Genomic DNA, 20,535 nt, shown 5'->3' with positions numbered 1-20,535 from the left:
TTCACAGCGCAAGAGGATGTCTGAATGAAGATTTCACGCGGTATTGCCATGGCTTCGCTGATGACCCTCGCGGCCAGTCCGGTCTTCGCCGGTTTCAGTCTGGACGATGTGACCAAGGCTGCTTCGAGCATGCAGGGCGGCAACGCTGCCACTGCCGCCGCGCCGACCTCGGAAACGGCCGGTCTGCTGCAAGCGGTCACTGGTCTGGGTGTTACTCCCCAGCAAGCCGTCGGCGGCACCAGCGCCATGCTTGGCCTGGCCAAGAACCAATTGAGCAGCACCGATTATTCGCAGCTGGCCAAAGAAGTGCCGGGCATCGACAAGCTGTCGGGCGGTGGCGGCAACATGGCGGCGTTGAGCGGCTTGCTGGGCTCCTCGGGCAAGTCCGCGGGGCTGGAAAACGCGCTGGGCAACGTCAAGAACACCAGTGATCTGAACAATGCCTTCGGCGCGTTGGGCATGGACAGCGGCATGGTCGGCCAATTTGCCCCGGTGCTGCTCAAGTATCTGGGTGATCAAGGCGTTGGCGGCCCACTGCTGCAAAGTCTGGGCAGCATCTGGGGCGCCGGCACCGGTAGCTGATTCAGCGGCGCTCGCTGCGCAGTTCGGCGATGCGCTGATCTTTCTCGTTCCAGAGTTGGTTGACCCAGCTCTGGACCGTCTGGCGAAACGCCGGATCATTCTCGTAATCGCCTTGCCACAGCGCCGGATCGAGTTCGCGGGTCTGGATGTCGATGATCACGCGCGGCACGTTACCGCTGATCAAATCCCAGAACCCCGGGATTTTCGCCTGTGGATAAACCACGGTGACGTCAAGAATCGCATCCAGTTGTTCACCCATCGCTGCCAACACAAACGCCACGCCGCCGGCCTTGGGCTTGAGCAAATGCTTGAACGGTGATTGCTGTTGCGCGCTTTTTGCGGCGGTGTAGCGCGTGCCTTCCAGATAATTCACCACGGTCACCGGCTGACGCTTGAACAGCTCGCAGGCCTGTTTGGTGATTTCCAGATCCTTGCCCGCCAGCTCTGGATGCTTCGCCAAAAACGCCTTGGTGTAGCGCTTCATGAACGGATAATCCAGCGCCCACCAGGCCAGGCCGAGGAATGGCACCCAGATCAGCTCTTTCTTGAGGAAGAATTTGAAGAACGGCGTGCGTCGGTTGAGAGTCTGGATCAGTGCCGGAATGTCGACCCACGATTGATGGTTGCTGATCACCAGATACGAGGTGTCACCGCGCAGGTCTGCACCGCCGCGAATGTCCCACTGGGTCGGAATGCACAGGCGAAAAATCAGTTTGTCGATTTCGGCCCAGGTCTCGGCGATCCACATTACCGCCCACGACGCGTAGTCACGCCAGCGGCCCGGCGCCACCAGTTTGAGCAGGGCAAAGACCAGCAACGGTCCAATCAGGATCAGCGTGTTGAGCAACAGCAGCAGGGTGACGAAACAGCCGGTGAGCAGGCGGCGCATAAGCAACTCTTTGAAAACGGATGGGCGCGCCATGATAAGCAGCTTCGCGCGACAGGCCAAATCGGTGGTGACGAATGTTTCACTTTTGGCTGGGTATGCTGGTGCCAGATATTGTGTTGAATGTGCTGGCCTCATCGCTGGCAAGCCAGCTCCCACAGAGGAATGCATTCAAAATGTGGGAGCGAGCCTGCTCGCGAAGGGGGCCCAGCGGCGAACGAATTGCTTGCCGAGTGTCTAAAATCCCACGTCTGCCGCCCTCAATTTCCAAGGAAGCCCTTTACGTGAAATCCCTCCTTGCACTGTTTGCCCTCGTCGCCCTGCCGGTCATGGCCGCCGAGCCGACCCTGTACGGGCGCTACGAATACATCGCGCTGCCGGAAATCGGCGGTGAAGTGCTCAAGGCCAAGATGGACACCGGCGCGCTGACCGCCTCGCTGTCGGCCAAGGACATCGAGACCTTCACCCGTGATGGCGACGACTGGGTGCGTTTCCGCCTCGGCACCAAGGACGCCGACAACAAGGTCTACGAACACAAAGTCGCGCGGATCAGCAAGATCAAGAGCCGCTCGGATGAAGAGGATGAGGGTGAAAACACCGAAGTCGCCAAACGTCCGGTGGTCGACCTGGAACTGTGCCTGGGCAACGTCAAGCGTACCGTGGAGGTCAACCTGACCGACCGCAGCAACTTCAACTATCCGCTGCTGATCGGTGCCAAGGCCTTGCGTGAGTTTGGCGCGGCCGTGAACCCGGCACGGCGTTTTACCGCTGATAAACCGGACTGCTAAGTGGTCTCATTGACGTAGCAGCACGCTTGGGGCACCGTTCGCGCACTTAACCCACGGGCTCGGACGCCATGCCTCATATCCTGATTGTCGAAGACGAAGCGGCGATTGCCGACACGCTGATTTTTGCCTTGCAGGGCGAGGGTTTCGCCACCACGTGGCTGAGCCTCGGCGCGGCGGCACTCGAACATCAGCGGCAAACGCCGGCCGACCTGATCATCCTCGATATCGGCCTGCCGGACATCAGCGGTTTCGAGACCTGCAAACAGCTGCGGCGCTTCAGCGAAGTGCCGGTGCTGTTTCTCAGCGCCCGCGATGCCGAGATCGACCGCGTGGTGGGTCTGGAGATCGGTGCCGACGACTACGTGGTCAAACCGTTCAGCCCGCGGGAAGTCGCGGCGCGGGTGCGGGCAATCCTCAAACGCATGGCGCCACGGCCTGCGATCGAAGCCAGTTCGACGTTGTTCCGCATCGATGCCGAGCGTGTACAGATCAGTTATCGCGGCCAGGCCCTGAGCCTGACTCGTCACGAATTTCGCCTGTTGCAGTGCCTGCTCGAACAACCTGAGCGAGTGTTCAGCCGCGAGCAATTGCTCGACGCGCTAGGTGTAGCCGCCGATGCCGGTTACGAGCGCAGCATCGACAGCCATATCAAAAGCGTACGGGCCAAATTGCGCCTGGTGCGCGCCGAAGCCGAGCCGATCCAGACCCATCGCGGCCTCGGATACAGCTACAGCCCGGGGCACAGCTGATGTCGCTGGGCCTGCGAATATTTCTGGTCTACGTGCTGTTTGTCGGCCTGACCGGTTATTTCGTGCTCAACACGGTGATGGAAGAAATCCGCCCCGGCGTGCGGCAGTCCACCGAAGAAACCCTCGTCGACACCGCAAACCTGATGGCGGAAATACTTCGTGACGATTTCAAGGCCGGCACCCTCAGCGAGAATCGCTGGCCCGAATTGCTCCGCGCCTATGGTGAGCGCCAGCCCAAAGCGACGATCTGGGGGCTGCCGAAAAATCAGGTCAACCACCGCATCTACGTCACCGACGCCAAGGGTATTGTCGTGCTGGATTCCAGCGGCGTCGCGGTCGGTCAGGATTATTCGCGCTGGAACGACGTCTACCTGACCCTGCGCGGTGAGTACGGCGCACGCTCAAGCCGAAGCGATCCGGATGACGCGAGCTCGTCGGTCATGCACGTCGGCGCGCCGATCCGCGACAACGGCCAGATCATCGGCGTGGTCACCGTGGCCAAACCCAACAGCTCATTGCAGCCCTATGTCGATCGCACCGAACGGCGCCTGCTGTTTTACGGCGCCGGCCTGATCGGCCTCGGCCTGCTGTTCGGCGCATTGCTGTCGTGGTGGCTGAGCCGCGCACTGCACCGTTTGACCGGTTACGCCCAAGCCGTCAGCGAAGGCCGCCGAGTGGAAGTGCCGCACTATCGTGGTGGCGAACTGGAACAACTGGCTACGGCCGTCGAGCAGATGCGTACGCAGCTGGAAGGCAAAGCCTACGTCGAGCGCTATGTACACACACTGACCCATGAGCTGAAAAGTCCACTGGCCGCCATCCGTGGCGCGGCGGAGTTGCTGCAAGGTGACATGTCGCCGGTTCAGCGACTGCGCTTTGTCGGCAACATCGACAGCGAAAGCGCGCGGATGCAGCAGTTGATCGAACGGCTGCTGAATCTGGCGCAGGTCGAACAGCGACAGGGGCTGGAAGAGCGGGTTGCCGTGCCGCTGGCGGCATTCGTCGACGAGCTGTTACAGGGGCAGGCGGCACGAATCGAAGGTAAGCACCTGCGAGTAGAACAGACGATTCCGGCGGATTTGCTGCTGATCGGCGAGCCTTTTCTGTTACGGCAGGCGCTGGGTAATTTGCTCGAGAATGCGCTGGATTTCACGCCGGTTCAGGGGCTGCTGCGTTTCAGCGCCGAACGGGTTGGCGAGCAGATCGAATTCAGCCTGTTCAATGAGACGGCAGCAATCCCCGATTACGCCATGCCACGTTTGACTGAGCGCTTTTACTCATTGCCACGACCGGACAGTGGCCGCAAAAGCACGGGCTTGGGGCTAAACTTCGTTGAAGAAGTGGTCAAATTGCATGGTGGTTCGATGCGAGTTCGCAATGTCGAAAGCGGGGTTGAAGTGATGTTGCGCCTGCCTTGAAACCGAGGCGCGGCCTTCGCGAGCAGGCTCGCTCTCACATTGGAATGCGTACACCTGTGGGAGCGAGCCTGCTCGCGAAGGGGTCAGTGCAGTCTCCACACAATCTCCACATTCCCCGCACATTCCCCTCATACAGCACCACCAGACTCTGCCCATCCAAACAGGGAGAGTCCCATGAACAAGAATCTGACGATAAAGCTCGGCGCCATCGCCCTGCTGATCCTGCTTTTGCTGATCCCGCTACTCATGATCGACGGCGTCATCGACGACCGCCAGCAACTGCGTGACGGCGTGCTCGAAGACATCGCGCGCAGCTCCAGTTACAGCCAGCAATTGAGCGGGCCGGTGATGGTCGTGCCGTATCGCAAAGTGATCCACAACTGGAAAACCAACGACAAGACCAACCAGCGTTACGACGAACCACGTGAAGAACGCGGTCGGCTGTATTTCCTTCCAGAGCGTTTCGAACTCGATGGTCAGGTGCAAACCGAACTGCGCGCTCGCGGCATCTACGAGGCGCGGCTGTTCCATGCCGATAACCGCATCAACGGGCATTTTTCGTTGCCGGCGCAATTGGGCATCAAGGAAGACTTCACGGACTACCAGTTCGATGCAGCGTTTCTCGCGGTCGGCATCAGCGACATTCGCGGGATCGAAAATGCGTTGAAACTGGAGCTCGATGGCCAGCGTCTGGACTTCGTTCCCGGCACGCAAGTTGGTTGGTTGGGTGAAGGCGTGCGAGTGACGTTGCCGCTGCTCGACACCAGTAAAACCACAGAGCTGAGCTTCGGTTTTGATCTGCGCCTGCAAGGCACCGGTTCGCTGCAGGTGCTGCCGGTGGGCAAGACCAGCAGCGTCAGCCTTACCGCCAACTGGCCGCATCCAAGTTTCATCGGCAATTTCCTCCCAGCCAAACGCGAGATCAACGATCAGGGTTTCAGCGCTGACTGGCAAACAACGTTCTTCTCCACCAACCTGCAAGACGCCATGAGCCGCTGCGTGAGCAGCAACGACTGCGATGCGTTCAACAGCCGCAGCTTTGGTGTGAGCTTCATCGACCCGGTGGATCAGTATCTGAAGAGTGACCGGGCGATCAAATACGCGTTGCTGTTCATCGTGCTGACCTTCGCCGGTTTCTTCCTCTTCGAAGTGCTCAAGAGTCTGGCGGTGCACCCGGTGCAGTACGCGTTGGTCGGTGTCGCGTTGGCGTTCTTCTATCTGTTGTTGCTGTCGTTGTCGGAGCACATTGGTTTTGCTCTGGCGTATCTGCTGTCGGCCAGTGGCTGTGTGTTGTTGATCGGCTTTTATGTCTGCCATGTGCTGCGCAGCGTGCGTCACGGCTTGAGTTTTTCGGCGGGATTGGCCGCGTTGTATGGCCTGCTGTATGGACTGCTGAACGCCGAGGATTACGCGCTGCTGATGGGCTCGTTGTTGCTGTTCGGCTTGCTCGGTGTGTTCATGGTGCTGACGCGCAAACTGGACTGGTACGGGATCGGGCAGAAGACGACCAAGCCGCTGGAGTTTGATATCGGGGGGGTGCAATGAGCGGGTTGTTGGGGTTGCGTGAGGATCAGTGCTGGAAGGATGAGTTGGTGACGCGGATTATCGGTTTTTTGCCTGTGGAACCGAGTTGGTGCATTCGCGAGCAGGCTCGCTCCCACAGGATTGATGTTGAAACAGAGTTTTCTGCCACACCCAAAATCAATGTGGGAGCGAGCCTGCTCGCGAAGAGACCGGAACAGGCGCCGCAGATTTAAGGCTTGGGCAGGGTGGCGATCATGGACGGTCGCTGGCTCACTTCAAAGAACCAGTTGGCCAGTTGCGGATTTGCGTCACGCCAGCCCAGGTCGGGGAAGCGCAGGTCGAGGTATCCGAGCGCACAGGCCACGCTGATCGCGGCGACGTCGAAATGGCTGGTCAGCTCGGCGATGGCGTCAGTCTCCAGCACGGCCAAAGCGCGGCGAATCTTGTCGCGCTGAGCGTCGAGCCATTCGTCCCAGTGTTTCTCCGGCGCCCGCAAGACCAGTTCGTAACGCACCATCACCGAGGCGTCCATGATCCCGTCAGCCATCGAGGCCAGGGTCAGACGGCGCCAGCGGGCCGCACCTTCGCGGGGGATCAGCGGATTGCCGACATGCTGCTGGTCGAGGTATTCGAGGATCACACGGCTGTCATGGATGACATTGCCATCGGCCAGACGCAGTGCCGGGATCTTGCCCAGCGGGTTGTCGGCGTTGAGTTCAGCGCTGGGGCTGACCGGGCTGAGCACGCAGTCTTGCAACGCGACACGATCCTGCTGGCCGGTCTCGTGCAGCAACACCATCACTTTGCGTACGAACGGAGAAAGCGTGTTGTGGTACAGGGTCATGCTGGGGACGGACATTGGCAAACCTCGGTGATCGTCGAAGAGCAGGAGGTTAGCCTAGCCATAACCACTGTGGCTGGCGAGGGGGTTTTTGTCGTTCGTGAGGGCGCCTTCGCGGGCAAGCCTTGCTCCTACGGACGGTGAGTTGCGTGGGAATGACGCGATTCCCGTAGGAGCAAGGCTTGCCCGCGAAGAGGCCCCGCCTGACAACACAAAAATCAGCGGCGCTGCAGCAATCCCCTGATCGCCAAAAACGCCGGCACGCCCAGCCCGACCCAGCTCAGCGCATCCCAGAGACCGTCCCCCAGCAACGCCGCAAACAACCCCGCCGCACTCAGCAACGCAATCACCAGCGGTGTGCTGAAGACCTTCCAGAAATTCGACTGACGCGGCTTCATGCGGAGGCCTCCGCCGCTTCCAGCACGGGCTTGGCCGCCTTGCGCCGTACCACCCACAGATACACGCCACTGCCGAGCACGATGATGGTCAGCACATCAAGCGCGGCCCAGAGAATCTTCATCGGCATGCCGCCGTAGTCCCCGAAGTGCAACGGCTGTGACATGCCCATGGCGTCCATGTACCACGGCCGTTCGGCAACGGCAGTGACCTTCAGGGTGGAGGCGTCGATCAATACCGGCGTCAGCAGATGCGAGGTCAGGTGCGTACCGCCCTTCATGAACACCGAGTAATGGTGTTCGCTGGAAAATCGCGTGCCGGGGAAGGCGATGAAGTCCGGCTTCATGCCGGGTGCGACTTCGCCAGCGATGTCGAGTAAACGCGTGGCCGGGGCCAGGTGCGTCAGCGGCGGCGCATCGCGATAGGGTGCGATCAGGGTGTTCAAAGCGTCGTTGCGCCAGGCGGCAATCAGCAGGTCAGCGCAGGCACTGATCACCCCGGTGACGCCCACCACCAATGCCCAGGTCAACGTCACCACACCGATCAGGTTATGCAAATCGAGCCAGCGCAGCCTTGTCGATTTGTCCTGGCGCACGGTGCCGAACGTCAGCCGACGCATGAACGGCAAATACAACACCGTCCCGGACACGATCGCCGCGACAAACAGCAAACCCATGAACGCCAGCAGCAACTTGCCTGGCAAGCCGGCGAACATATCGACGTGCAGACGCAGGATGAACAGCATCAAACCGCCGTTGGCCGACGGGGTTTCCAGTGCCTCCCCGGTGCGCGCATCGAGCATGAACGTGTGTGAAGAGTTCGGCTCGGTGCCGGCGGTTTTCGCCATGATTGTCAGCACGGCATTCGGCTCATCGTCGTCGAAGCCGAAGTACTGCACGACTTCGTCGGGACGATGTTTTTCCGCCGCCTCGACCAGTTGCGCCAGATTCAGCCGCGGCGTGTCGGCCGGCATCTCGCGCACTTCGGGTGCATCGCCGAGCAAGTGCTCGATCTCGTGATGGAAAATCAGTGGCAGACCGGTCAATGCCAGCATCAGCAAAAACACGGTGCAGACCAGGCTGGTCCAGGTGTGGATGAATGACCAGCGACGAATTGTTTTACTTTTCATTTCATGACCTTCATGAACGCCAAAGCCGTCCACGAGGGACGGCCTGGTGACAGAGCCCGTTTCAGCTCAGTCGCTTACCACTTGTAAGTGGCGCTGGCGACGACGCTGCGCTGGTCGCCGTAGTAGCAGTAGTAACCGTCGCAGGTGGAAATGTAGTCCTTGTCGAACAGGTTGGTCGCGTTGAGTGCCAGCGACGCGCCCTTGAGGCTGTTGTCCAGACGGCCGAGATCGTAATGCACCGCTGCGTCGAACACGGTGTAGGCGTCCGCCTTGCCCAGCCAGGTGTTGGCCTTGTCGCCGTAGGTGTTGCCGGTGTAACGCACGCCACCGCCAATGCCGAAACCGTCAAGCACGCCGGTGTGCCAGGTGTAGTCGGTCCACAACGAGGCTTGCTGATTGGGCATCAGTTGCAGACGGTTGCCCTTGTCGATGCCTTTCTGCACTTCTGACTTGGCCAAGGTGTAAGCGGCGATGACTTTCAGGTTATCGGTGACGTCCGAAACCGCTTCCAGCTCCAGACCTTTGACTTTCACTTCACCCGCCTGGCTGGTGATGGTCACGTTGTTGACGATGCTGTTGACCGAGACGTTCTTCTGGGTCAGGTCATACACCGCAGCGCTGAGCAGGGTTTTGCTGCCCGGTGGCTGGTACTTGATGCCCAGTTCCCACTGTTTGCCTTCGGTTGGCTTGAGCGAACCGGTAGAGGTGGCATCGGCGCCGGTGGTCGGCTGGAAGGATTCGGCGTACGACAGGTACGGTACGAAACCGGAGTCGAAGACATAGCTGATCGCCGCGTTGCCGCTGAAGTTCTTGTCGCGCTGGGTGTTGGTGGCATCGCCCTTGTTGATGAACTGCGTGCTGGTGTGTACCCAGTCTTCACGGCCGCCGAGGGTCAGGCGCCATTGGTCGAGGGCCATTTGATCCTGCACGTACAGACCGGTCTGGTAGGTTTTCTGATCGTAATCGTAAAACGCGCTGGAGCGCGGCGGACGGACGATCGTCTGGCCGTAGATCGGGTTGTTCACATTGATGCTCGGCGCGGTGCCGAAGATCGAGGTGTAGTTGGTGTTGCTGCGCTGATGATCGAGACCCAGCAGCAAGGTGTGGCTGATATCACCCGTGGCGAAGTCGGCCTGGAAGTTGTTGTCCACAGCGAACTGGCTGATGTCTTCATCAACGTTGGTGGTGCCGCGACCGACATTGCCCTGATCGTCAACGGTGAAACCGGCGAACGACGGGTTGTAGCTGTTGACGGTGACCGTCTGGAAGGCCAGATCGGACTTGGTGTAACGCAGGTTCTGCTTGAACTGCCACACATCGTTCAGACGATGTTCGAAGGCGTAGCCGAGCGCGTAGTAGGTGCGGTCGTAGTAATCGTAGTCAGGATCGCCAAGGTTTTTGTGGTGGGAAATCTTGCCGAACGGCATGTCGATCTTGGTGCCCTGAATCGGATAGAACTGGCTGGTGACACCGGTATCGTCACGGGTGAACTGCGTGAGCAAGGTCAGCCTGGTGTCATCGTCGATGTTCCAGGTCAGGCTCGGCGCAATGTTGTAGCGCTTGTTTTCGATGTGGTCGATCTGCGTGTCGCTGTCGCGCACGACGCCGCTGATGCCATACAGAAACTGGCCGGCGTCATCGATCTTGCCGGTGCTGGCGAAGTTGATCTGGCGATGGTTGTCGCTGCCGTACTGCAACTGGATTTCGCTGCTGGCTTCGGCGCTTGGGCGGCGGCTGACCATGTCGAGCAGACCGCCCGGTGGGGTCTGGCCGTACACCGACGAAGCCGGGCCGCGCAGCAGGGCGAGGCGGTCGAGGTTCCAGGTCTCCGGTTTTGGATTGGCGTACACGCCTTTTGGCAGTGGCAGGCCGTCGAGGAACTGGGTCGGCTCGAAACCGCGTACACGCAGCCAATCAGTGCGGGTGTCGCTGCCGTAGCTGCTGGCGGTGATGCCCGGCATGTAGCGCACGGCATCGTCGAGGCTGTGCACGCTGCGGTCGTCCATTTGCTGGCGCGTGGCAACCGAGATCGAGCGTGGCGCTTCGACCAGCGCGGTGTCGGTCTTGGTGCCGGCGGCGGTGCGGGTGGCGGTGTAGCCGTCGACCGGGCCCCAGGCGCTTTCAGTGTTTTCCACGCCGATGACAGAAGTTTCCGGCAGATCGAGCACGCCTTCCGGCACGGCAACCAGGGTGTAAGTGCCGGTGCTGCTCAGTTCCAGTTGCAGACCAGTGCCACGCAGAGCCGCCCGCAGGGCGCCAGCCGCGTCGTACTGTCCGCTGACCGGTGCCGACGTCTTGCCTGCCGCCAGCGAAGGATTCAGCGACAGCGCGATGCCGCCCTGACTGGCGATCTGGTTCAGGGTGGTCGACAGCGGTGCGGCCGGCAGGTTGTAGGCGCGCACGCTGGATGCTTGTTCAGCGGCGAGCAACGGGCTGCTGATCAACGGCGTGCTGAAAGCGATGGCGACGGCCAGCAGACTGGGGCGCAACAAGGTGTCTAGCGAACGGGACATACGGCGGCTCCTGAATGTAAATATTTCTCAATTGCCTGTGTGCCGGATGAAACTCGAAAAGTGATAGGGCTGGATGAAAATAATTTCGATTAACTGAAAATGGAGACTGTCGGGGGCTCATCGCTGGCAAGCCAGCTCCCACAGGTTTCAGTGCGGTTCACAAAATTCATGCTCAGTTCAGACCCCTGTGGGAGCTGGCTTGCCAGCGATGGCGGGCGCTCAGCCAGCAGAGATCATTCAGGCTTGGAATCAGCCTTTGCGACGGTCACCCAATATTGCGTGTGCTGCTCAATCTGTACCGGTAGGGTCGGCAGCAGGGCGCTCAAGGCCTTGTCGGTGTCATGCAGCGGGAAGCTGCCGGTAATGCGCAAGTCGGCGACTTCCGGCGTCACGCCCAAGTGCCCGCGTCGATAGCGCCCGAGTTCATGCACCAGATCGCCCAGCCGCGCGTTGTCGACCACCAGCATGCCGCGTGTCCACGCATCGGCGCCGGGGTTGAGCGCAACGATCGAGCCCAGCCCATCACCGCGCAATAGCACTTGCTGGCCTTCACGGAGGATCTGTTCTTCAGGATTGCCTTGCGCGTGCGCCGCCACCGCCGACTGCAACACGCTCAGCCGCGTGCCGTCTTCCTCGCGCTTGACCAGGAAGCGTGTGCCCAGGGCGCGCATGCTGCCTTCGCGGGTTTCGACGATAAATGGCCGCGCATCGCCGTGGCCGGTTTCGATGAGAATCTCGCCTTCCTGCAAAACGATCAGTCGGCGTTTGTCATCGAAACGCACATCCACCGCACTGTGGGTGTTGAGATTGAGCACGGTGCCATCGGCCAGATGCACGGTGCGTTGCTCCCCCGTGGCCGTGCGCTGATCGGCGAGCCAGTAATCCAGCGGCAGATAACGCTCGCTCGCGAACAGCGCGACACCGACCACCACCACAACGCTGGCCAGCCCGCTGCCCAGTTTGCGCACACGCCGCCGAATGCCCTCGCGCGATTGCAGCAAGGCGCTACGTGCCGGCCCCTTGGCTACATTGAAACGCTGATCGAGCATGCCCAACTGACGCCAGGCCCGTGCGTGTTCTTCGTTGGCCGCGTGCCATTTGGCAAACTCCTCACGCTCCAGCGGGCTACTGGAATCGAGGGTCAACTGCCAGGCAATCGCCGCATCCAGCACATGCGCCGGCACTGGCCTGGAACTGGCCGGATTCACGTCGGCTCACCGTACAGGGCGATATAGCACTGGCGAATGCCTTGCGCCAGATACTGGCGCACGCGTGGTACCGAGACGCCGAGTTTGTCGGCGATCTCGGCATGGCTGAGGCCGTCGAGGCGGTTATAAAGGAAAGCGGCGCGGGCCTTGGTCGACAGTTTGCCGAGCAAGCGGTCGATGGCCTTGAGGTCTTCGAGGATCAGTTGCTGTTCTTCTATAGAAGGTTGTTTGCCTTCAGGGATCAGCATCAATTCGCTGAGGTAGGCCTGTTCCAGCGCGGCACGACGGAAGTAGTCGAACAGCAGGCCTTTGGCGATCGCCACCAGAAAGGCGCGTGGCTCGCGGGGTGTAAGCAACTCGTCGCGACCGAGCAAGCGCACAAAAGTGTCCTGGCTCAGATCCTCGGCCCGTTGCGGGCACGCCACATTGCGCCGCAACCACGCCAGCAGCCAACCGCGATGGTCGCGATACATCGCACCGACGAGCTGACTGTGAGGGCTTGGGACTGACGACACCGGACATCACCGATTGGGAAATATTAACTAACGCGAATTGTTCGCGATTCTGGCAGAGGTGGGAATGGTTAGCAATTGGCCACTGGTCAGGTGGCATCAGGGAAATCGCGTCATCGTTCTTCGCGAGCAGGCTCGCTCCCACAAGGCATCGCATTCCAAATGTGGGAGCGAGCCTGCTCGCGAAGAGGCCAGAACAGGCAACGAAAATCTAAAAGGACGGTGCTTGTCGTCGACGCTTCCACTGGCTCAACCGTTGCTGCAAATTCAGCGGACTGTGAATCTGCTGCTGACGCGCCCGGCTGAACAGAATCAACGCCAGTTCCGCCGTCGCCAACGCATCGGCACTCGCGTTATGCCGCTCGAACACCTCGAGCTTGAACCACTCGATCCACTCGTCCAGCCCGGCCTCGCGAATCTGCGCCTGCGGACACACCAGCGGCGCGATATCCGCGACATCAAGAAATACCTGCTGCAACTTGTGCCCCAGATGTTCTTTCAAGGCACGCCCGAGCATGTGCTGATCGAACGGTGCATGAAATGCCAGCACCGGACTGTCGCCGATGAACTCCAGCAATTCCAGCAGCGCCTCGGCCGGTTCACTGCCAGCCGCAATCGCATTCGGCCCCAACCCATGAATCAACACGCTGGGGCTGAGTTTCAGTTCGCGACACTGCAGCGTGCGTTCGAATTGCTGACTGAAGTCGATCGCGCCGTCCTCGATCACCACCGCGCCAATCGACAACAGCCGATCCTTGTTCAGGTTCAACCCGGTGGTTTCCAGGTCCAGCACCACCCAGCGCTGTTCGCGCAGGGTGCATTCACCCAGCTCGCTGATCGCCGGGAGCTTTGCCAATCGTTGCTGGAAATCCGCCGGCACCACCGGACTCGCCGGGCGTAGCCACGAAAACAGGCTCATAGCTGATACCGCAAGGTCAGGCTGCTCTGCAGGCGTTGCGCCTGACGCAGGGACTCACGCAGGATCCGTCGGTCCAGATGATTGAGGCTGTCGGGGTCGACGCGGTTCGAGTACGGCAGATTCTCCCGGGTCTGCAATTGATGCTGCTGCATGCGCGTCTGCTGAATGAAGTGATAAGCCTCTTCATACGCCGCGCCATCGAGACGCTCGATCACTTCTTTATCGACCAACTGACGGAAACGTTCGAGGGTGTTATTGGCGTCGATGCCGTTGGCCAATGCCAGCAGGCGGGCGCCGTCGACGAAGGGCGTCAGGCCCTGAACCTTGAGGTCCAGCGTGGCTTTCTCGCCATTTTTGCGTGCCAGCACAAACTCGCGGAATCGCCCTACGGGTGGTCGATTGCGCAAGGCATTGTCGGCCATCATGCGCTGGAACAACCGGTTGTCACCGACCTGATCGAGAATGCCCCGGCGCAGTTGCTCGCAGCTTTTTTCGTCGCCCCAGACCACGCGCAGATCGAAATAGATGCTCGATCCCAGCAGGTTTTCGGGCGTCGCCTCACGGATGAACGCCGCAAAGCGTCGTGCCCATTCCGCCCGCGATAAACACAGCTCGGGGTTGCCGGCCATGATGTTGCCTTTGCACAGGGTGAAGCCGCACTGCGCCAGGCTCTGGTTGATCTGCTGGGCAATCGGCAGCAGCTTGCCGCGAATCTCCGCGGCATGCGCAGCGTCGCGGGCATCGAACAGAATGCCGTTGTCCTGATCGGTGTGCAGCGTTTGCTCGCGGCGGCCTTCGCTGCCGAAACACAGCCAGCTGAATGGCACGCCGGGATCGCCTTTCTCGGCCAGCGTCAGTTCGATTACCCGGCACACGGTATGGTCGTTGAGCAGGGTGATGATATGGGTGATCTGAGTCGAGGACGCGCCGTGCGCCAGCATGCGTTCGACCAGTTGGCCGATCTCGCCGCGCAGGGTCACCAGTTGTTCGACACGCTGGGCGCTGCGGATGGTTCGGGCCAGATGCACCAGATCGACCCGCTGCAGGGAAAACAGGTCACGCTCGGAAACCACACCGCACAAGCGTTGATCCTTGACCAGGCAGACGTGAGCGATGTGCCGTTCGGTCATGGCAATCGCCGCATCAAAGGCGCTGTGATCCGGCGAGAGATAGAAGGGCGCACGGGTCATGTGGCGTTCGATGGCGTCGCTGAAATCGCCAACCCCTTCAGCGACGACATGGCGCAGATCGCGCAGGGTGAAAATCCCCAGCGGCGCCTTGTGCTCATCGACCACGACGATGCTGCCGACCTGTTGTTCGTGCATCAGCTTCACGGCTTCACGCAGCGGCGTGGCAGGGCTGCACGTCACCGGGTGACGCATTGCCAGTTCACCGAGGCGGGTGTTCAGCGAGTACTGAGTGCCGAGGGTTTCCACGGCTTTTTGCTGCACTTGCTGGTTGACCTGATCGAGCAGGCTGCTGACCCCGCGCAAGGCGAAGTCGCGAAAAGCATTGGAAAGCGCGAACAATTTGATGAACGCGGGTTTGTTCAGTTGCAGGCAGAAGGTGTCTTCGCCAGCCAGATGTTCGGTGCGTGTTGCCCGCTCACCGAGCAACGCGGCGAGGGGGAAGCATTCGCCGGTGGTGATTTCAAACGTGGTTTCGGTCCCCGGCTTGGTGATGTGCTGGCGTTCGCCGACTACCCGGCCCTGTTTGACGATATAAAAGTGTTCGACCGGGCCGTCGGTGGGTTTGATAATGCTCTCGCCCTGGCCGTAAAAGCGCAGCTGACATTGCTCCACCAGATACGCGAGGTGCGCGTGTTCCATTTGATTGAAAGGCGGGAAGCGCTGGAGAAATTGCAGAGTGCCCTGAATGTTCTGCAACACCGCGGTTTTCCCTGCCCGGGTGAAGGCGTCCGCTTTACTCATAACCATTACCGCAGTCTTTTTTGAATTGTTGTTGTCGGATCGTTGCGGTCATGGTCGGCCCCTGCGCGCAGGGTGCCCATTGGACGTAAGTCTAGGTTTGCCATGCTGTTCGGCACATTTGGGAAGTGCCCTACAAGAACAGTCGGAAATTCTCTTGTCCGGCCTCTTGGAAAAAAATCCGACGAAGTGCACATTGAAGCAGTGCTTAGCGATGTCTGACGACTGTGCCAGGTGATTGATTTGAACATTTAGAGAACGCCATGTCCGACCACGATATTTTGAGCGATGCCGAGCGTGAAGCGCTCAGCGCAGTAATGCTCGATCCCGACCTCCCGCCGCAGCGTGTCTTGATCGTCGATGATGACAAGGACGCACGGGAACTGTTGGCGGAGGTTCTGGCGCTGGACGGCATCCATTGCATGACCGCGGCGAGTGGCGAAACGGCGCTGAAGATGTTGGCGGAAAAACCATCGATCGGACTGGTGATCACTGATTTGCGCATGGGACATGTCGGCGGACTGGAGTTGATCCGCCAGGTGCGCGAGTCGGTGCGGGCAGCGATGCCGATCATCATCGTCTCGGGCGATGCCGATGTGAAAGACGCGATTGCGGCGATGCATTTGAGCGTGGTGGATTTCCTCCTCAAGCCGATTGATACGACAAAGTTGTTGGCGTTGGTGAAACATGAATTGGGGATAGAAACCTAAGAGACCCTCACCCTAACCCTCTCCCAGAGGGAGAGGGGACTGACCGAGGTGAATGTTTGAGGCACGCCGACTTGAAATTCCTCAGTCGAACTCCGGTTTTGAAAAGCAAAAAGATCGGCTCCCTTTCCCCCTCGCCCCGTGGGGAGAGGGCTGGGGTGAGGGGGATGGATCTCAAACCGACTACAAAACCCAAGCCCGCCGCACAAACAAAAAAGCCCTGATCTTTCGATCAGGGCTTTTTCATATCCGGCATTCAGCGCAAGTTACAGGCCGTTGGCCTTCTTGAACTCGCGACGACGACGGTGCAGTACCGGCTCGGTATAACCGTTCGGCTGCTTGGTGCCTTCGATCACCAGTTCGACCGCTGCCTGGAAGGCGATGTTGCTGTCGAAGTTTGGCGCCAGCGGACGGTACAGCGGGTCGTTGGCGTTCTGACGGTCCACCACCGGCGCCATGCGCTTGAGGCTTTCCATCACTTGCGCTTCAGTGACCACACCGTGGCGCAGCCAGTTGGCGATGTGCTGGCTGGAGATACGCAGCGTTGCACGGTCTTCCATCAGGCCGACATCATTGATGTCCGGCACCTTCGAGCAACCCACGCCCTGGTCGATCCAGCGCACTACATAACCGAGAATGCCCTGAGCGTTGTTGTCCAGTTCGTTCTTGATCTGCTCTGGCGTCCAGTTCGGGTTGACCGCCAACGGGATGGTCAGAATGTCGTCCACCGAGGCGCGGGCACGTTTGGCCAGTTCGGCCTGACGGGCGAACACGTCGACCTTGTGATAGTGCAGCGCGTGCAGCGCAGCCGCGGTCGGCGACGGAACCCAAGCGGTGTTGGCGCCGGCCAGTGGGTGGGCGATTTTCTGTTCGAGCATCGCCGCCATCAGGTCGGGCATGGCCCACATGCCTTTACCGATTTGCGCGCGACCTTGCAGGCCGGTGCTCAGACCGATATCGACGTTCCAGTTTTCGTAGGCGCCGATCCACTTCTCAGCCTTCATGTCGGCCTTGCGCACCACTGGGCCGGCTTCCATGGAGGTGTGAATTTCGTCGCCGGTACGGTCGAGGAAACCGGTGTTGATGAACACCACGCGCTCGCTGGCCGCCTTGATACAGGCCTTGAGGTTGACCGTGGTGCGGCGCTCCTCGTCCATGATCCCGACTTTCAGCGTGTTGCGTTTCAGGCCGAGCACGTCTTCGATGCGACCGAACAGCTCGTTGGTGAACGCCGCTTCTTCCGGGCCGTGCATCTTCGGTTTAACGATGTAAACGGAACCGGTGCGGGTGTTCTTGCGCGAGGTGTTGCCGTTGAGGTTGTGCATTGCCGCGAGGCAAGTGACCAGGCCGTCGAGGATGCCTTCCGGCACTTCGTTGCCGTCTTTGTCGAGGATCGCGTCGATGGTCATCAGGTGACCAACGTTACGCACGAACAACAGCGAGCGGCCATGCAGGGTCACTTCGCCGCCATTGGGCGTGGTGTAGCTGCGATCCGGGTTCATGGTGCGGGTGAACGTCTGGCCGCCCTTGGACACCGATTCCGACAGGTCGCCCTTCATCAGGCCGAGCCAGTTGCGGTAGATCACTACTTTGTCGTCAGCATCGACGGCAGCGACGGAATCTTCACAGTCCATGATGGTGGTCAGTGCCGCTTCCATCAGGACGTCTTTAATGCCGGCAGCGTCGGTCTGGCCGACCGGGGTGCTGGCGTCGACCTGGATTTCGAAGTGCAGACCGTTGTGCTTCAGCAGGATAGCGATTGGCGCGTCGGCATCGCCCTGGAAGCCGATCAGTTGTGCATTGTCGCGCAGGCCACTGTTGCTGCCGCCCTTGAGGGTGACAACCAGTTTGCCGTCAGCGATTTTGTAGCCGGTCGAATCAACGTGCGAGCCAGCGGCCAATGGCGCGGCTTCGTCGAGGAAGGCGCGGGCGAAGGCGATGACTTTGTCGCCACGCACCTTGTTGTAGCCTTTGCCTTTTTCCGCGCCACCGTCTTCGCTGATCGCGTCGGTGCCGTAGAGGGCGTCATACAGCGAACCCCAGCGGGCGTTCGAGGCATTGAGAGCGAAGCGAGCATTCATCACCGGCACAACAAGTTGCGGGCCGGCGGTACGGGCGATTTCATCATCGACGTTTTGCGTCGTTGCCTGGAAATCAGCCGCTTCTGGCAGCAGATAACCGATTTCTTGCAGGAAGGCTTTGTAGGCCACAGCGTCATGGGCCTGGCCTGCGTGTTCCTGGTGCCAGGCGTCAATGCGCGCCTGGAAGTCATCGCGTTTGGCGAGTAGGGCTTTGTTCTTCGGCGCCAGGTCATGAATGACCTTGTCGGCACCTTCCCAGAATTTTTCGGCGGTGAGGCCGGTACCGGGAATGGCTTCGTTGTTCACGAAGTCGAACAGGACTTTGGCGACCTGCAGGCCACCGACTTGAACGTGTTCAGTCATTGCTTGCCTCACTCTGCTCAGCTATTTCGCTTTTCAGCTCTTCAATTTGACAATGAAGCCTCTGGCCATTTAAACCACAAACCTGCCGACCAGTACATGCCATTGCTGACGGCTGGGCTGGGACCAATCAACGGCTTGGGGGCCTTGCTGACGGGGCTTTCAGGGTTGCGAACGAGCCTTGGGCAGACATCAATTCAGCGTTATGTAGTGCGCGCCGAGGCATACTACATGATGAGTTGCGCTTGTGAAAATCAGACTAATTACGTCGTTCTGCGACCTCATGTCGCATTGCGGTCACATCGCGGAACGGGATGTTCTCAAAAAACCATTGGATTGTTCCAGCTAAATATCAAAAGTTGTACACATAAATACTATTTGGCTGCTATGGCCTATGACTTCTGCCACGAAGTGCCTCGTGGCGAGATTATTGTGGCGAGGGGATTTATCCCCGTTGGGTGGCGAAGCCGCCCTGCGTTCTGGCAGGTAAACCAAATTGGCAGGATTGACGACTGCTGCCGCAGCCGAACGGGGATAAATCCCCTCACCACAGGTTCTTCCCAAATCACATTCACAGGCGGGTGTTCACCACAAAAGTCATGACAAGAGGACGGCGCCATGGATTTTGGCTGCTATGACAGCTGTCACGAAGGGCCTCGTGGTGAGATTAATTGTGGCGAGGGGATTTATCCCCGTTGGGTGGCGAAGCCGCCCCCGGCGTTCTGGCAGGTAAACCAAATTGGCAGAATTACGACTGCTGCCGCAGCCGAACGGGGATAAATCCCCTCACCACAGATTTTCCCAAATCGCATTCACAGGTGGGTGTTCACCACAAAAATCATGAAAAGAGGGCGGCGCCATGGATTTTGGCTGCTATGGCACCCGTCACAGAGTGCCTCGTGGTGAGGTTAATTGTGGCGAGGGGATTTATCCCCGTTGGGTGGCGAAGCCGCCCCCGGCGTTCTGGCAGGTAAACCAAATTGGCAGAATTACGACTGCTGCCGCAGCCGAACGGGGATAAATCCCCTCACCACAGATTTTCCCAAATCACATCACAGGTGGGTGTTCACAACAAAAAGTCATGACAAGAGGGCGGCGCCATGGATTTTGGTCGCTATGGCACCCGTCACAGAGTGCCTCGTGGTGAGGTTAATTGTGGCGAGGGGATTCATCCCCGTTGGGTGGCGAAGCCGCCCCCGGCGTTCTGGCAGGTAAACCGAATTGGCAGGATTGACGACTGCTGCCGCAGCCGTACGGGGATAAATCCCCTCTCCACAGATTTTCCCAAATCACATTCACAGGTGGGTCTTCAATTGGGGATAGCGGCTGAATTTCGGTGCTTGCCTATACTTGCCCTTCTATAACAAAAATCATGACAAGAGGGCGGCGCCATGGACCATCTCGTACTCACCGTATTCGCCTCGGACAAGCCCGGGCAGGTCGAGCGCATTGCCCAATGCATTGCCGAGCATGGCGGTAACTGGCTGGAAAGTCGGATGTCACGGATGGCCGGGCAATTCGCCGGGATTCTGCGGGTCGGCGTGCCGGCAGAGGCTTACGACGAATTAGTCGATTCCCTACAAGCGCTGTCGGCTCATGGCATTCGCGTGCTCATTGCCGAAAGCGGTATCGAGCAATCCTGCACCTGGAAACCGATTGCCATGGAATTGGTGGGCAATGACCGTCCGGGGATCGTGCGCGACATCACCCGGCTGCTGAGCGAGCAGGGTGTGAACCTTGAGCGGCTGGTGACCGAAGTGCGTCCCGCGCCAATGAGCAGTGAACCGCTGTTCCACGCCGAAGCGATTCTGGCGGTGCCACTGACCCTCTCGCTGGACGTTTTGCAGTCGCGCCTGGAAACCCTGGCCGATGATCTGATGGTTGATTTGGTGTTACGCACCGACGTTTGAGCGCTGCTCAGGTTATCCAGTGTTAACGTGCACCTGCCTGTGGATAACCTGTAGAGACTGCTCGCAGCGCCTGGCCCGCCGTGG

The 20,535-nt window shown here is 59.7% G+C and carries 18 protein-coding genes; 8 read left to right on the top strand and 10 right to left on the bottom strand.

Annotated features, from left to right (window positions below):
• Nucleotides 1-24: 24 nt before the first annotated feature.
• Entirely contained in the window at nucleotides 25-582 is a 558-nt protein-coding gene (locus tag JFT81_RS21270; RefSeq protein WP_201228868.1) for a DUF2780 domain-containing protein, read from the top strand.
• A gap of 1 nt (nucleotide 583) precedes the next feature.
• On the opposite strand, the gene JFT81_RS21265 is transcribed toward JFT81_RS21270, so the two are convergent.
• Nucleotides 584-1,471 (bottom strand): acyltransferase, encoded by an 888-nt coding sequence (locus JFT81_RS21265; RefSeq protein WP_201228866.1) that lies wholly within the window; start codon nucleotides 1,469-1,471, stop codon nucleotides 584-586.
• A 281-nt stretch (nucleotides 1,472-1,752) separates the two neighbouring features.
• Between JFT81_RS21265 and JFT81_RS21260 the strand changes: the two genes are divergently transcribed.
• From JFT81_RS21260 to JFT81_RS21240, 5 genes are all read left to right on the top strand, one after another.
• Nucleotides 1,753-2,256, top strand: a complete 504-nt coding sequence (locus JFT81_RS21260; RefSeq protein WP_201148492.1) for an ATP-dependent zinc protease — start codon at nucleotides 1,753-1,755, stop codon at nucleotides 2,254-2,256.
• A gap of 68 nt (nucleotides 2,257-2,324) precedes the next feature.
• Nucleotides 2,325-3,005 (top strand): two-component system response regulator CreB, encoded by a 681-nt coding sequence (creB, locus tag JFT81_RS21255; RefSeq protein ID WP_201228864.1) that lies wholly within the window; start codon nucleotides 2,325-2,327, stop codon nucleotides 3,003-3,005.
• Nucleotides 3,005-4,423, top strand: coding sequence for a two-component system sensor histidine kinase CreC (gene creC, locus JFT81_RS21250; protein WP_201228862.1), 1,419 nt, complete (start codon nucleotides 3,005-3,007; stop codon nucleotides 4,421-4,423). Before creB ends, creC begins: the two co-directional genes overlap by 1 nt.
• Nucleotides 4,424-4,597: 174 nt before the next feature.
• The gene (gene creD / locus JFT81_RS21245; RefSeq protein ID WP_201228860.1) at nucleotides 4,598-5,968 is read left to right on the top strand and encodes a cell envelope integrity protein CreD; all 1,371 of its coding nucleotides are present in this window, start codon (nucleotides 4,598-4,600) and stop codon (nucleotides 5,966-5,968) included.
• A complete protein-coding gene (locus JFT81_RS21240) occupies nucleotides 5,965-6,180 on the top strand; it encodes a hypothetical protein (protein WP_201228859.1) in 216 nt (71 codons plus the stop codon). Before creD ends, JFT81_RS21240 begins: the two co-directional genes overlap by 4 nt.
• Here the strand turns inward: JFT81_RS21240 and JFT81_RS21235 are convergent.
• From JFT81_RS21235 to JFT81_RS21200, 8 genes are all read right to left on the bottom strand, one after another.
• Nucleotides 6,177-6,806, bottom strand: a complete 630-nt coding sequence (locus JFT81_RS21235; RefSeq protein WP_201198345.1) for a glutathione S-transferase — start codon at nucleotides 6,804-6,806, stop codon at nucleotides 6,177-6,179. The two genes, JFT81_RS21240 and JFT81_RS21235, sit on opposite strands and share 4 nt — an antisense overlap.
• Nucleotides 6,807-7,006: 200 nt before the next feature.
• Complete coding sequence (locus tag JFT81_RS21230) at nucleotides 7,007-7,186, bottom strand: hypothetical protein (RefSeq protein ID WP_201228857.1); 180 nt, start codon at nucleotides 7,184-7,186, stop codon at nucleotides 7,007-7,009.
• Nucleotides 7,183-8,313: a PepSY-associated TM helix domain-containing protein gene (locus JFT81_RS21225; RefSeq protein WP_201228855.1), complete on the bottom strand. Its 1,131-nt coding sequence runs from the start codon at nucleotides 8,311-8,313 to the stop codon at nucleotides 7,183-7,185. Before JFT81_RS21225 ends, JFT81_RS21230 begins: the two co-directional genes overlap by 4 nt.
• Before the next feature lie 74 nt (nucleotides 8,314-8,387).
• Nucleotides 8,388-10,826, bottom strand: coding sequence for a TonB-dependent siderophore receptor (locus JFT81_RS21220; RefSeq protein ID WP_201228853.1), 2,439 nt, complete (start codon nucleotides 10,824-10,826; stop codon nucleotides 8,388-8,390).
• A 233-nt stretch (nucleotides 10,827-11,059) separates the two neighbouring features.
• Nucleotides 11,060-12,034: a FecR family protein gene (locus JFT81_RS21215; protein WP_201228851.1), complete on the bottom strand. Its 975-nt coding sequence runs from the start codon at nucleotides 12,032-12,034 to the stop codon at nucleotides 11,060-11,062.
• Complete coding sequence (locus JFT81_RS21210) at nucleotides 12,031-12,507, bottom strand: RNA polymerase sigma factor (RefSeq protein WP_207199946.1); 477 nt, start codon at nucleotides 12,505-12,507, stop codon at nucleotides 12,031-12,033. The genes JFT81_RS21215 and JFT81_RS21210 overlap by 4 nt, the downstream gene beginning before the upstream one ends.
• Nucleotides 12,508-12,757: 250 nt before the next feature.
• Nucleotides 12,758-13,465: a 3'-5' exonuclease gene (locus tag JFT81_RS21205; RefSeq protein ID WP_201228847.1), complete on the bottom strand. Its 708-nt coding sequence runs from the start codon at nucleotides 13,463-13,465 to the stop codon at nucleotides 12,758-12,760.
• Nucleotides 13,462-15,396 (bottom strand): DUF294 nucleotidyltransferase-like domain-containing protein, encoded by a 1,935-nt coding sequence (locus tag JFT81_RS21200; protein WP_347340488.1) that lies wholly within the window; start codon nucleotides 15,394-15,396, stop codon nucleotides 13,462-13,464. Before JFT81_RS21200 ends, JFT81_RS21205 begins: the two co-directional genes overlap by 4 nt.
• Nucleotides 15,397-15,656: 260 nt before the next feature.
• Between JFT81_RS21200 and JFT81_RS21195 the strand changes: the two genes are divergently transcribed.
• Nucleotides 15,657-16,103, top strand: coding sequence for a response regulator (locus JFT81_RS21195; RefSeq protein WP_201228837.1), 447 nt, complete (start codon nucleotides 15,657-15,659; stop codon nucleotides 16,101-16,103).
• 263 nt (nucleotides 16,104-16,366) lie between these two features.
• Here the strand turns inward: JFT81_RS21195 and JFT81_RS21190 are convergent, their stop codons facing one another.
• Nucleotides 16,367-18,544: a malate synthase G gene (locus tag JFT81_RS21190; protein WP_201228835.1), complete on the bottom strand. Its 2,178-nt coding sequence runs from the start codon at nucleotides 18,542-18,544 to the stop codon at nucleotides 16,367-16,369.
• A 1,388-nt stretch (nucleotides 18,545-19,932) separates the two neighbouring features.
• On the opposite strand from JFT81_RS21190, the gene JFT81_RS21185 reads away from it, so the two are divergent.
• Nucleotides 19,933-20,451 carry a glycine cleavage system protein R gene (locus tag JFT81_RS21185; protein ID WP_201228833.1) on the top strand — a complete coding sequence of 173 codons (519 nt, stop codon included), beginning with the start codon at nucleotides 19,933-19,935 and terminating at the stop codon, nucleotides 20,449-20,451.
• Nucleotides 20,452-20,535: the final 84 nt, after the last annotated feature.

Origin of the sequence: Pseudomonas sp. TH43 (assembly GCF_016650635.1) — a bacterium.
Classification (GTDB): Bacteria; Pseudomonadota; Gammaproteobacteria; order Pseudomonadales; family Pseudomonadaceae; genus Aquipseudomonas.
The sequence above is the reverse complement of the archived record's forward strand: the minus strand, read 5'-3'. Positions and strand labels throughout refer to the sequence as shown.

What these genes read in the sequence shown, in the direction of transcription:
- JFT81_RS21270 (WP_201228868.1), top strand. Translation starts at nt 25, where the DNA reads ATGAAGATTTCACGCGGTATTGCCATGGCTTCGCTGATGACCCTCGCG.
- JFT81_RS21265 (WP_201228866.1), bottom strand. Translation starts at nt 1,471, where the DNA reads ATGCGCCGCCTGCTCACCGGCTGTTTCGTCACCCTGCTGCTGTTGCTC.
- creB (WP_201228864.1), top strand. Translation starts at nt 2,325, where the DNA reads ATGCCTCATATCCTGATTGTCGAAGACGAAGCGGCGATTGCCGACACG.
- creC (WP_201228862.1), top strand. Translation starts at nt 3,005, where the DNA reads ATGTCGCTGGGCCTGCGAATATTTCTGGTCTACGTGCTGTTTGTCGGC.
- creD (WP_201228860.1), top strand. Translation starts at nt 4,598, where the DNA reads ATGAACAAGAATCTGACGATAAAGCTCGGCGCCATCGCCCTGCTGATC.
- JFT81_RS21240 (WP_201228859.1), top strand. Translation starts at nt 5,965, where the DNA reads ATGAGCGGGTTGTTGGGGTTGCGTGAGGATCAGTGCTGGAAGGATGAG.
- JFT81_RS21235 (WP_201198345.1), bottom strand. Translation starts at nt 6,806, where the DNA reads ATGTCCGTCCCCAGCATGACCCTGTACCACAACACGCTTTCTCCGTTC.
- JFT81_RS21230 (WP_201228857.1), bottom strand. Translation starts at nt 7,186, where the DNA reads ATGAAGCCGCGTCAGTCGAATTTCTGGAAGGTCTTCAGCACACCGCTG.
- JFT81_RS21225 (WP_201228855.1), bottom strand. Translation starts at nt 8,313, where the DNA reads ATGAAAAGTAAAACAATTCGTCGCTGGTCATTCATCCACACCTGGACC.
- JFT81_RS21220 (WP_201228853.1), bottom strand. Translation starts at nt 10,826, where the DNA reads ATGTCCCGTTCGCTAGACACCTTGTTGCGCCCCAGTCTGCTGGCCGTC.
- JFT81_RS21210 (WP_207199946.1), bottom strand. Translation starts at nt 12,507, where the DNA reads ATGTATCGCGACCATCGCGGTTGGCTGCTGGCGTGGTTGCGGCGCAAT.
- JFT81_RS21205 (WP_201228847.1), bottom strand. Translation starts at nt 13,465, where the DNA reads ATGAGCCTGTTTTCGTGGCTACGCCCGGCGAGTCCGGTGGTGCCGGCG.
- JFT81_RS21200 (WP_347340488.1), bottom strand. Translation starts at nt 15,396, where the DNA reads ATGAGTAAAGCGGACGCCTTCACCCGGGCAGGGAAAACCGCGGTGTTG.
- JFT81_RS21195 (WP_201228837.1), top strand. Translation starts at nt 15,657, where the DNA reads ATGTCCGACCACGATATTTTGAGCGATGCCGAGCGTGAAGCGCTCAGC.
- JFT81_RS21190 (WP_201228835.1), bottom strand. Translation starts at nt 18,544, where the DNA reads ATGACTGAACACGTTCAAGTCGGTGGCCTGCAGGTCGCCAAAGTCCTG.
- JFT81_RS21185 (WP_201228833.1), top strand. Translation starts at nt 19,933, where the DNA reads ATGGACCATCTCGTACTCACCGTATTCGCCTCGGACAAGCCCGGGCAG.